Source organism: Nocardioides sp. CFH 31398 (genome assembly GCF_022436705.1).
GTDB lineage: Bacteria > Actinomycetota > Actinomycetes > Propionibacteriales > Nocardioidaceae > Nocardioides.
Genome location: NZ_JAKUHT010000029.1, coordinates 48,359 through 60,113 on the forward strand (window position 1 = coordinate 48,359; position 11,755 = coordinate 60,113).

At 73.1% G+C, this 11,755-nt stretch carries 10 protein-coding genes; all 10 read right to left on the reverse strand.

Going from position 1 to position 11,755, the window contains the following annotated elements; all coding sequences use genetic code 11:
• Positions 1 to 3: 3 nt before the first annotated feature.
• Complete coding sequence (gene mltG, locus MJ876_RS18930; RefSeq protein ID WP_240236683.1) at positions 4 to 1,383, reverse strand: endolytic transglycosylase MltG; 1,380 nt, start codon at positions 1,381 to 1,383, stop codon at positions 4 to 6.
• Positions 1,380 to 1,913 carry a Holliday junction resolvase RuvX gene (ruvX, locus tag MJ876_RS18935; protein WP_240236682.1) on the reverse strand — a complete coding sequence of 178 codons (534 nt, stop codon included), beginning with the start codon at positions 1,911 to 1,913 and terminating at the stop codon, positions 1,380 to 1,382. Before ruvX ends, mltG begins: the two co-directional genes overlap by 4 nt.
• 2 nt (positions 1,914 to 1,915) lie before the next feature.
• On the reverse strand, positions 1,916 to 4,630 hold the full coding sequence (alaS, locus tag MJ876_RS18940; RefSeq protein WP_240236681.1) for an alanine--tRNA ligase: 2,715 nt from the start codon (positions 4,628 to 4,630) through the stop codon (positions 1,916 to 1,918).
• Positions 4,630 to 4,905: a DUF6167 family protein gene (locus MJ876_RS18945; RefSeq protein WP_240236680.1), complete on the reverse strand. Its 276-nt coding sequence runs from the start codon at positions 4,903 to 4,905 to the stop codon at positions 4,630 to 4,632. The genes alaS and MJ876_RS18945 overlap by 1 nt, the downstream gene beginning before the upstream one ends.
• On the reverse strand, positions 4,905 to 5,417 hold the full coding sequence (locus MJ876_RS18950; protein ID WP_240236679.1) for a hypothetical protein: 513 nt from the start codon (positions 5,415 to 5,417) through the stop codon (positions 4,905 to 4,907). The genes MJ876_RS18945 and MJ876_RS18950 overlap by 1 nt, the downstream gene beginning before the upstream one ends.
• A 232-nt stretch (positions 5,418 to 5,649) precedes the next feature.
• A complete protein-coding gene (locus MJ876_RS18955) occupies positions 5,650 to 6,630 on the reverse strand; it encodes a hypothetical protein (protein WP_240236678.1) in 981 nt (326 codons plus the stop codon).
• 350 nt (positions 6,631 to 6,980) lie between these two features.
• Positions 6,981 to 8,267, reverse strand: coding sequence for a replication-associated recombination protein A (locus MJ876_RS18960; RefSeq protein WP_308192601.1), 1,287 nt, complete (start codon positions 8,265 to 8,267; stop codon positions 6,981 to 6,983).
• Positions 8,268 to 8,383: 116 nt separating this feature from the next.
• Complete coding sequence (locus MJ876_RS18965) at positions 8,384 to 9,604, reverse strand: dipeptide ABC transporter ATP-binding protein (RefSeq protein ID WP_240236677.1); 1,221 nt, start codon at positions 9,602 to 9,604, stop codon at positions 8,384 to 8,386.
• Entirely contained in the window at positions 9,604 to 10,743 is a 1,140-nt protein-coding gene (locus tag MJ876_RS18970) for an ABC transporter ATP-binding protein (protein ID WP_374202471.1), read from the reverse strand. Before MJ876_RS18970 ends, MJ876_RS18965 begins: the two co-directional genes overlap by 1 nt.
• A complete protein-coding gene (locus MJ876_RS18975; RefSeq protein ID WP_240238822.1) occupies positions 10,740 to 11,744 on the reverse strand; it encodes an ABC transporter permease in 1,005 nt (334 codons plus the stop codon). The genes MJ876_RS18970 and MJ876_RS18975 overlap by 4 nt, the downstream gene beginning before the upstream one ends.
• Positions 11,745 to 11,755: the final 11 nt, after the last annotated feature.

Consider the following 11,755-nt stretch of genomic DNA (forward strand, 5'->3'; position numbering starts at 1 on the left):
CCCTCAGCACGCGTCCGAGGTCGTGCAGTACTCGTTGAGCTCCGCGACGTTCTGCTCGTGCTCGGCGAACGTCTCAGCGAACTTCGTCTCGCCGGTCGCCAGGTCGACGGTCACGTAGTAGAACCAGTCGCCGTCCGCGGGGTTCGCCGCCGCCTCGATGGCGGCGTCTCCGGGCGCCTCGATCGGCGTCGGCGGCAGGCCCGGGTAGCGGTAGGTGTTGTACGGCGAGTCGATCTGCCGGTCCTCCTCGGTGGTGCGGGCACCGAGGTCCTCGCCGGAGGCGTAGTTGACCGTCGCGTCGAGCTGCAGCAACCCGTCGGTCTCGTCGCCCTCCAGGCGGTTGTAGATGACGCGAGCGACGCGGGCGCGGTCCTCGGGCCGGCTGGCCTCCGCCTCCACGAGGCTGGCCACGGTCATGACCTCCTCCGGCGTGTAGCCCAGCTCCTGCGCGCGGCCGACGAGGTTCGCCGCGTCGGCGGACTGCTGCCACCGGGCGACCATGGCCCGCAGCATGCTGCGCGGGGACTGGTCCTCGCCGAAGTCGTACGTCGCGGGGAACAGGTAGCCCTCGACCTCGCCGCCGGCGAACGACGGCAGCCCCAGCGCGTCGGGGTTCTCCAGCGCCTGCTCGAAGCGGCGGACGGGGACGCCGGTGCCGTCGCTGAGGACGTCCACGATCTCCTCGACCCGCAGCCCCTCCGGGACGGTGACGCCGTTGCCGCTCACGAGGTTGTCGGGGTCCACGAGGACCTCGAGGGCCTCCTGCGCGCTCATCTCGCGGCGCAGCTCGTAGAAGCCGACCTGGATGCCGGTCGAGCGGTCGTCGGTGGACGCCGCGTCGGTGAAGGCCTCGGCGGACGCCACGACGTCCTCGGCGACGAGGCCCTGGGCGATGTCGGTGGCGTTGTCGCCCTGCTGGACCTCGAACTGCACCCGTCCCGTCCCGGGGCCGGGGTAGTCGTCCGGGCCGTCGCCGAAGCGCGACTCCAGGGCGCCGATGCCGCGCGAGACGGCCAGGTAGAGGCCGCCGACCACGAGGGCGAGGACGACGACGGCCACGAGGCAGCCGACGCCGGAGGTGCGCTTGCGCTTGGCGCGGCGGCTGCCGGGGCGGCGGGTGGCGACGAGCACCTCGCCGCCGGCCGTAGCCACCAGCGGGTCGCCCCGGTCGTCGACGACCGGCTCGCCCTGCTCGTCGTAGATCGGCTCGACGGGACCGTCGTAGGTGACCTCGCCGTGCTCGTCGAACAGGTGCCCGTCGTACGGCTGGTCGTCGTACGCGCCGCCATCGTGGGGCGGGCCGCCGGGCTCGGAGGCGTGAGGATCGGGTCCCAGGGCGTCGTCGTCGACGCCGTGGGGGCGGGGATTCCCCGGTTCGCTCATGCCTCTCCTCCTCCGGACGGGGTGTCTCCCGTCGCGGGGTGTGTCTGCGGCTGGTCCTGTGACGGTGTGGTGGGTCGGCCTCCCGAGACGACCTCGCCGGGCGCAGCCCCCGTGCTGCGCTCGGTGTCCAGGGCGTGCTGCAGGATCAGCACCGCGGCGGCCTGGTCGACCACGTCGCGCCGGGCGCGGCCGTGCCGACCCTGCTCCCGCAGCATAGATTCTGCCGACACGGTGGTCAGGCGTTCATCACACAGCCTGACGGGGACCGGGGCAACCTGACGCGCCAGGCGACGCGCGAACCGTCGCGACTCCGCGGCGGCGGGGCCCTCGCCCCCGTTCAGCGAGCGGGGCAGCCCGACGACGACCTCGACGGCCTCGTGCTCGCGCACGAGGGCCGCGAGGCGGCGCAGGTCGTCCTTGCCGCGACGGACCGTCTCGACGGGGACCGCGAGCACACCGGCGGGGTCGCTGCGGGCGACCCCGATCCTGGCCTTCCCGGGGTCGACGCCGAGGCGCGTGCCGGATCGCACCCTCAGACCCCGCCGACCTGCCGGGACACCTCGGGGGCCACGACCGCGACGGCGTCGTCCGCGCGGGAGACGTCGCTGCCGCCGCCCTGCGCGACGTCCGGCTTGCCGCCACCGCGGCCGCCGACGACCTCGCCGACCGCGCGGACGAGCGCGCCGGCGTCCGCGCCGAGGGCGCGGGCGGCGTCGTTGGTCGCAGCGACGAAGGCGACCTTGCCGCCGTCGACGCCGAGGACCACGACGACGCCGGGCTCGTCCGCGGGCAGGCGACCACGCACGTCCAGCGCGAGCTGGCGCACGTCACCGCCGCCGAGCCCGTCGGCGCGGTGCGCGACGACCTTGACGGGGCCGACCTGCCGGGCGCCGTCGGCGAGCGAGCCGGCGGCGGCGAGCACCTGCGCCGCACGCACCCTCTCGAGCTCCTTCTCGGCGCCCCGCAGGCGCTCGACCATCTCGGACACGCGGCCCACGAGGTCGTCGGGGCGGGCCTTCAGCATCGAGGTCAGCTCGGTGACGACGTCGCGCTCGCGGGCCAGGTAGGCGAACCCCTCGACGCCGGTGAAGGCCTCGATGCGGCGGTTGCCGGAGCCGACGGACGACTCCCCGGTGACGACGATGGTGCCGATCTGCGAGGAGTGGTCGACGTGGGTGCCGCCGCACAGCTCGCGCGACCACGGGCCGCCGATGTCGACGACCCGGACCTGCTGGTCGTCGTACGTCTCGCCGAAGAGGGCCAGCGCGCCCGCCTCGCGGGCCTCGGCGAGCGTCATGTAGCGCCAGTCGACGGGCAGGTCGGCGCGCAGCGCCTGCTGGGAGACGGTCTCGATGTCGCGGACCTGCTCGGGGCTCAGGGACGACGTCCACCCGAAGTCGAGGCGCAGGTAGCCGGGCCGGTTGTACGAGCCGGACTGCAGCGCCGTGGGGCCGAGCACCTCGCGCAGCGCGGCGTGGACGACGTGGGTCCCGGAGTGCGCCTGGCGGGCGCCGGTGCGCCACTCGCGGTCGACGGTGGCGAGCACGCCCGCGGAGGGGTCGAGCTCGCCCTCGACGACGCGGACCTGGTGGACGACGAGGCCACGCACGGGGCGCTGGACGTCGACCACCTCGAGGCGGGCGCCGCCGCTGACGATGGTGCCGGCGTCGGCGACCTGGCCGCCGGACTCGGCGTAGAACGGCGTGCGGTCGAGCACGAGCTCGCCGACCTCGCCCTCGGAGAGCGCCGGGACCTCGTGGCCCCCGCGCAGGAGCGCGACGGGCCGCGACTCGGTCTCGAGCGTCGAGTAGGCGAGCCACTCGGTGGGGCCGTGGGTGTCGAGGACGGTGCGGTACACGCCGGTGTCGGCGTGGGCGCCCTTCTTGGCGCGGGCGTCGGCCCGGGCACGGTCCCGCTGCTCGGTCATGAGGCGGCGGAAGCCGTCCTCGTCGACCCGCAGGCCCTGCTCGGCGGCCATCTCGAGGGTGAGGTCGATCGGGAAGCCGTAGGTGTCGTGCAGCGCGAACGCCCGGTCGCCCGGGAGCACGGTCTCGCCGCGGGAGGCGACCTCCCCGGCCGCGAGGTCGAAGATCTGCGTGCCGGAGCGCAGCGTGGTGCGGAACGCGTCCTCCTCGGCGTACGCGACCTGCGCGATGCGGTCCCAGCCGGTGACCAGCTCGGTGTACGTCTCACCCATCTTGTCGCGGCTGACGGGCATCAGCTCGGGCAGCGCGCGGTCCTCGTAGCCCAGCAGGCGCATCGAGCGGACGGCGCGTCGCAGCAGGCGCCGCAGCACGTAGCCGCGGCCCTCGTTGCCCGGCGTGACGCCGTCGTTGATGAGCATCATCGACGAGCGCACGTGGTCGGCGACCACCCGGAAGCGGACGTCGTCGCCGTGGTCGGCGCCGTACCGGCGGCCGGTCAGCTCCTGCGCCCGGGCGATGACGGGGAACATGACGTCGATCTCGTACATGTTCTCGACGCCCTGCATCAGGTAGGCCACCCGCTCCAGGCCCATGCCGGTGTCGATGTTGCGCTGCGGCAGCGACCCGGCGACGTCGAAGTCGGACTTCGAGCGGACGGCGGACAGCTCGTCCTGCATGAAGACGAGATTCCAGAACTCGAGGTAGCGGTCCTCGAGGCGGGGGTCCATGTCGGTGCCCATCGACGCCCAGTCGGCGTCGGGGCCGTACGCCGGGCCGCGGTCGTACAGGATCTCCGAGCAGGGGCCGCCCGGGCCGGGCACGCCCATCGACCAGTAGTTCTCCTTGTTGCCCAGGCGCACGATGCGGTGGTCGGGCACGCCGACCTCGTCGCGCCACACCGCCAGCGCCTCCTCGTCGCCGTCCAGGATCGACGGGTAGAGGCGGCCCTCGTCGAAGCCGAAGCCGCCGTCGGCGACGGACTTCGTCACGAGGTCCCAGGCGAGCCGCGCGGCGCCGGACTTGAAGTAGTCGCCGAAGGAGAAGTTGCCGCACATCTCGAAGAACGTGCCGTGGCGGGTGGTCTTGCCGACCTCCTCGATGTCCGGCGTGCGGATGCACTTCTGCACGGTCGTCGCCCGGTCGAACGGGGGCGTCTGCTGGCCGAGGAAGTACGGCTTGAAGGGCACCATGCCGGCGTTGACGAACAGCAGCGTCGGGTCGTCGGCCAGCAACGAGGCCGACGGGACCACCGTGTGCGGACCCACCGTGGTGTCCCGCTCGAAGTGGGAGGTGAACCGGCGGCGGATCTCCGCGGTGTCCATCAGTCCTGGTCCTCTCTCGACGTCGGCTCCGGCACCGGGCCCGACTCCAGCGCGCGGTACCCGGGCTCGGGCACCCCGTAGCGCTCACGCAGCTCCACCTCGCGCTCGACGGCGCCGGCGCGGACCTCCTCGGCCATGATCCGCGCGCCCAGCGCGACGGCACCGATGCGGTCGCGCAGGCCGTCGGCCGTGAGGGACTCGGCCAGCCGGCGCGCACGGGCCATCGCGTAGACCCCCGCACCGGCCCCCGCGACGAACCACAGGGTCCTGGGCATCAGGCGGCCTCCCGCTCCTCGGCCTGCATCCGGCGCAGCGCGGCCTTCATGTCGCTGCGGCGCTGCTTGCGCGCGCGCCGCACCTCGCGCCGCATCTCGAAGCGGACCCGGTTGCGGGTCTCCGCGTTGAGCGCGCGTCGTACGCCGTGGGTGAGGGAGGCGAGCCGGATGACGGACTCGCGCAGCACCATGTCGGTGAACACCGGCGCCGGCAGCGCGCGGCCCTCGACGGCGGCCGCGCCGACCGAATGGTCGGGGTCCCCGTCGTCCGGGAGTCCGAGCGGCACGCTCGGGGTGACGGCGGCCGGTGCCGCCGGCCTCGCGGACCCCGTCGGGGTCACCCGCCCGCGGCCGGCCTCGAGCTCGTCGAGACGCCGCCGCAGCTCGGCACCCTCGGCCCGCGCGGCCTCGAGGTCCCGCCGCGCGGCCCGCCGCGTCCGGGACGCCAGCAGCAGGGCCCCGAGCCCCGCCACGAGGGCGGTCCCGGCGCACACCAGCAGCGCGACGTCCATGACGCCGCACCCTACCCGCGCGCCGAGTCGGCCCGAACGCACCGCCCCACGACGCCGAGTCGTCCCGAACGCACGCCCCCACGACACCGAGTCGTCCCCAACGCACGCCCCCACGACGCCGAGTCGTCCCGAACGCACGCCCCCACGACACCGAGTCGTCCCCAACGCACGCCCCCAGGACGCCGAGTCGTCCCCAACGCACGCCCCCACGACACCGAGTCGTCCCGGACCGTCAGCGGGTGAAGTGAATCCGGCGGCCCGCGCGCCGCCTCGCCTCACGGACTCCGGCGCGCAGCAGGAGCTCCGCGTCCTGGTGAGGACCGACCAGGTTCTCGTTGCGCACGACGACGATCGTCCAGTCCTGGGTGCTCTCCAGGTCCGCACGGCGGTCCAGGTCGTTCGCCACCTGCCGCTCGGAGGAGTGGAATGCGACGCCGTCGTACTCGGCCGCGAAGCGCAGGACCTCGTCCCCGAGGTCGAGCCGGGCCAGGAACCGTCCGTCGTCGTGCACCTCGAGCTGAGGCACGAGTCCCTCGATCCCTGCCTGCAGGCAGCGCAGTCGCAGGACAGACTCGGGTGGGGACTCCGCCCGGCCGTCCGCCAGCGGAGCGATCTCGCGCAGCGTCCTCACCCACCGCTGCCCGGCGAAGCGCGGCACGCTGGCCAGGATCTCGGCCGGCGAGAGGCCGCCGAGCCGGACCATGGCGTCCATACCGGCGATCGCCCGGTCCGGGTTGCGCACCCGACCGAGGTCGAGGGCAGTCCGCAGCCGGGTCGTGACGGGGAGGCCCATGACCTCGGTGACGTCGTACGGCGCGAGTGCCCTCTCGCCACCAGCCGCGAGATCGCCCTTGACCCGCCCACGGTCGCTGAGCCGAGCGACGGAGACGGGTGAGAGGTGCAGGTGTTCGTTCGGCGCGAGGACCATGTCCGCTCCGTGGAGGTATCCCGCGTGTCGATCGACGATGTAGCTGTCCGGCGGCAGCACCAGCGCGAGTGCCTGTGACCGGAGCAGCGGCGAGTCCCCCGCCTGCGCGGCCAGGTAGACCCGGCGCACCGGTCGTCGGAGCAGGCCCAGCGCACACAGCCGGGTCAGGTCGGGTGACCTGACGCCCTCGGCGCGCGCTTGGTCGAGGGTGAAGGGTCGGTCGAGTGGCAGCGGGAAGGCAGGGCCGAGGAAGCGCCCGTCGGTCGTGAGCGGGATGGTCTTCATGTGCCGGGTCTGCCCGGACCCATCCGCTTCAGCCCACTGATCTCTCCGCCCTGTGCAGGAGCGATGCCCGTCTGCGGCTGTGGATGACTCGCGGCTTGCGCAGACGTGGCCCCAGCGGGTGACACACGGTGCGGGCGTTGGGGCCGACTCGGCGCCCCTACGGGGGTCCGTTTGGGCCGACTCGGCGCCCCTACGGGGTGCGTTCGGGCCGACTCGGCGCCCCTACGGGGTGCGTTTGGGCCGACTCGGCGCCCCTACGGGGTGCGTTCGGGCCGACTCGGCGCCCCTACGGGGTGCGTTCGGGCCGACTCGGCGCCCCTACGGGGTGCGTTCGGGCCGACTCGGCGTCCCTACGGGGTGCGTTCGGGCCGACTCGCGCTTCGTGTGCCGCGGATGAGGCGGCGGACGCGCTCCCAGCGCTCCTTGACGGCGCCCTCGGCGCCGAGGGCGGTCGGCTGGTAGTAGGTGGCGTCGGCGACGACGTCGGGGGCGTACTGCTGCTGGGCGATGCCGTACGGCGCGTCGTGGCTGTAGACGTACGACGAGCCGTGGCCCAGCTTCTTCGCGCCCGAGTAGTGGGCGTCGCGCAGGTGGGAGGGGACGGGGCCGACCTTGCCGGCACGCACGTCGGCGCTGGCCGCGCCGATGGCGGTGGTGACCGCGTTCGACTTCGGAGCGACGGCGAGGGCGATGGTCGCCTGGGCCAGGGTCAGCCGGCCCTCGGGCATCCCGATGAGCGCGACCGCCTGGGCCGCGGCGACCGCGGTGGTGAGCGCCGTCGGGTCGGCGAGGCCGATGTCCTCGCTGGCCAGGATGATCAGGCGGCGGGCGATGAAGCGGGGGTCCTCCCCCGCCTCCATCATCCGCGCCAGGTAGTGCAGCGCGGCGTCGGCGTCGGAGCCGCGGACCGACTTGATGAAGGCGCTCGTGACGTCGTAGTGCTGGTCGCCCTGGCGGTCGTAGCGGACGGCGGCGACGTCGACCGCGGCCTCGGCGGTGTCGAGGTCGATCACGTCGAGGCCCCGCGCGGACGCCGCCCGCGCCGCGGCCTCGAGGTAGGTCAGCGCGCGCCGGGCGTCGCCCCCCGCGAGGCGGACGAGGTGGCCGCGGGCGTCGTCCGCGAGATCGACCGTGCCACCCAGGCCGCGCTCGTCGCCCAGCGCGGAGTCGAGGACCCCGCCCACGTCGTCGTCGGTGAGCGACTCCAGCCGCAGCAGCAGGCTGCGGGAGAGCAGGGGGGAGATGACGGAGAAGAACGGGTTCTCCGTGGTCGCCGCGACGAGGGTGACCCAGCGGTTCTCCACGCCGGGCAGCAGGGCGTCCTGCTGCGCCTTGCTGAACCGGTGCACCTCGTCGACGAACAGCACCGTCTCGGTGCCGGTCGCGACCAGGTCGCGCCGCGCGGCGTCGATGGCGGCGCGGACCTCCTTGACGCCCGCGGCCACCGCGGAGATCTCCACGAACCGCCGGTCGGTCTGCCGCGACAGGATCGAGGCGATCGTGGTCTTGCCCGTGCCCGGAGGTCCCCACAGCAGCAGCGACATCGACGCGTCGCCCTCGACGAGCTGGTGCAGCGGCGACCCGGCGTCCCGCAGCTGGGACTGCCCGGCGAGCTCGTCGAGGGTGCGCGGGCGCATCCGGACGGCGAGGGGCGCCGAGGCATGGTCGCTGGCGCCGAGGGACCCGGCGGAGCCCGACGTCCCGGAGGGCCCCGTGGAGGGAGCCCCCGGGACGTCGAAGAGACCGTCGCCGCTCAGCCGGCGTCCTGCGTCGTGGACCTGGAGGTCGCCCCGGCCATCTGGCGCTTGTCGAGGTCGAACCAGGTGTCGGCGAAGCCGGGCGGGTTGCCCAGGTCCGTCGGCGAGCCGCCCGGGTCGGGGCTGCCCTGGTCGTCCACGCCGAGCAGGCGCGCGGTCACGGGCTCCTCCGGGTGCTTGCCGAGCTCGCCCGGGAAGTGGCACGCGACCTTATGGCGGCGCCCGATCTGCATGAGCGGGGGCTCGACGCGCGCGCAGATCTCCTTCGCCAGCGGGCACCGCGTGCGGAAGCGGCACCCGGACGGCGGGTTGATGGGGCTCGGCACGTCGCCCTCGATGCGGATGCGCTCGCGGCGCCCGCCGACGGCGGCCTGACGGACGTCGGGCACCGCTGACAGCAGCGCCTGGGTGTACGGGTGGTGCGGCCGGTTGTAGAGCGTCTCCCGGTCCGCGATCTCGACGATCTTGCCGAGGTACATCACCGCCACCTCGGGGCAGAAGTGACGCACCACAGCGAGGTCGTGCGCGATGAAGAGGAACGCGATCCCGAACTCCTTCTGGAGGTCGTCCAGCAGGTTCACGACCTGCGCCTGGATCGACACGTCCAGCGCCGAGACCGGCTCGTCGGCGACGAGCAGCTTCGGCTGCAGGGCGAGCGCACGGGCGATGCCGATGCGCTGGCGCTGGCCGCCGGAGAACTCGTTCGGGTAGCGGTTGTAGTGCTCGGGGTTGAGCCCGACGACCTCGAGCAGCTCCTGGACCCGCGACAGCACCTTGTTCTTCGGCACCATGTCGTGGGTCACCAGCGGGCTCGAGACGATCGCCCCGACCGTGTGACGCGGGTTCAGCGAGCTGAACGGGTCCTGGAAGATCATCTGGACGTCGCGCCGCATCGGCTTCATCTGCCGCGGGCTCAGCTTCGCCAGGTCGGTCCCCTCGAACCGGATCGCCCCGGACGTCGGGTCGTGCAGCCGCGTGATCAGCCGGCCGGTCGTCGACTTGCCGCAGCCCGACTCCCCCACCAGGCCGAGCGCACCGCCGGCGGGGACCTGGAACGAGACGCCGTCGACGGCCTGGACGTGGCCGACGGTGCGGCGCACCAGCCCCGAGGACTTCACGGGGAAGTACATCTTCAGGTCCTCGACCTCGAGGACCGGCTCGCCGCCGCTGCGGTGGCGGGTGAGCGTGGCGTCGGCGTCCTTCTGGACCGAGACCATCACGCCTCCTTGTTCGTGGGGGCGGCCGCGGGGGCCGCGGGAGCACCGTCGGCGAGGTCGGGCGCGATCTCGGGCAGGATCTCGGTCGCGTAGATCCGCTCCGGGTCGGCGAGGTGGCACCGCTTCAGGTGGCCGGGCCCGCGACCGCCGGGGCTCAGGTCCGGGATGGTCGTGGTGCACAGGTCGCCGGGGACCTTGTCCCGGTGGACGCAGCGCGGGTGGAACGAGCAGCCCGACGGCGGGTCCAGCAGGCTCGGCGGGTTGCCGGGGATCGGCAGCAGCCGGGCGTCCACGTCGCCCGACACGTCGGGCACGCTCGACAGGAGCCCCCAGGTGTAGGGCATCTCCGGGTGCGTCAGCAGCTCGCGGGTGGCGCCGTACTCGACCGCGCGCCCGGCGTACATGACGAGCACCTCGTCGGCCATCTCCGCGATGACGCCGAGGTCGTGGGTGATGATGATGATCGCGGAGTCGAACTCGCGCTGCAGGTCGCCCAGCAGGTCCAGGATCTGCGCCTGCACGGTCACGTCGAGCGCCGTGGTCGGCTCGTCCGCGATCAGCAGCGACGGGTCGTTGATCAGGCCCATCGCGATCATGGCCCGCTGGCGCATGCCGCCGGAGAACTGGTGCGGGAAGTCGTCGACGCGCCGGTCGGGCTGCGGGATGCCGACGAGGTCGAGCATCTCGATCGCCTTGCGGCGGGCGTCGCGCGCGCTGGCCTTCGGGTGGTGCGCGGCGTACGCCTCGGACAGCTGCTTGCCGACCCGGTAGAACGGGTGCAGCGAGGCCAGCGCGTCCTGGAAGATCATCGCCGCGCTGTTGCCGCGGATGCGGCGCAGCTTGGCCTCGGACAGGCCGATGACCTCCTGGCCGTCGACGCGGATCGAGCCCTCGATGCGGGTGCGCCGGGGGTCGTGCAGCCCGAGGACCGCCATCGACGACACCGACTTGCCCGAGCCGGACTCGCCCACGATGCCCAGGGTCTTGCCCCGCGCGACGCCGTAGGAGAGGTCGGTGACCGCGTTGACGAGGCCGTCGGCGGTGGGGAACTTGACCGTGAGGTGCTCGACCTCGAGCAGGCGCTCCCCCGCCGCGGCGGCGCCGGCGGCGCCGGTGGTGACTCCGGTGTCGGTGCTCACGAGATCCTCACTCGGGGGTCGAGCACCCCGTAGAGGATGTCGACCACGATGTTCGCCACGATCACCACGATGGCACCGAAGAGCACGGTGGTCTGCACCACCGGGAAGTCCTCGATCTGGATGGCCTCCAGGCCCCAGCGACCGATGCCGTTGATGCCGAAGATGATCTCCGTGAAGATCGTACCGGCCAGCAGGAACGCGAAGTCGATGCCGAAGATCGTCACGATCGGCACGAGCGCGGAGCGCAGGCCGTGCTTGAACGTCACGGTCCGCGAGCTCAGGCCCTTGGCCCGGGCGGTGCGGATGTAGTCCTCCGACAGGGCGTCGATCATCGCGCCCCGGGAGAAGCGGGTGTACTGCGTCGAGTTGTAGAAGCCGAGCGCGAGCCACGGCAGCAGCAGGCCGCTCAGCCACGCCACGGGGTTCTCCGTCAGCGGGGTGTAGCCCGCCTCGGGGAACACCTCGTTGATGACGTTGAGGTAGAGGTACACGAGCAGTGCGAACAGCACGTACGGGATCGAGCTCATCAGCAGGGTCGCGCTGACCAGCGCCTTGTCGGCGACGGTCCCGCGACGGCGGGCGGCGAGGACGCCGCTGGTCACGCCGACGAGCAGGATGATGACGGCCGCGCCGACCGCGAGGCTGATCGTGGCCGGCAGGCGGCGCACGAGCTCGTCGAACGCGGGCACGAAGGTCCGGTAGGACAGCCCGAGGCACGGGGCGGAGCACTCGACGAACGTGTTCGCGCCGAGCTGGATGTCGCGGCCGGTGAAGATGCCGGCGACGTACTTCCCGAGCTCGGAGAGCATCGGGTTGTTGTAGCCGAAGTTCTCCTCCAGCTGGGCGCGGAAGTCCGCGGTGCAGCGGTTGTTCGTCCGCTGCTCGCACAGGCCCTGGACGGGGCTGCGCGGGCCGTACCAGAACAGCAGGAAGATGCTGACGACCAGCGTGCTCAGCACGAGGAGGCCGGCCAGCAGGCGCTTCACGATGAACGCGAACATGTCGCTCCTGG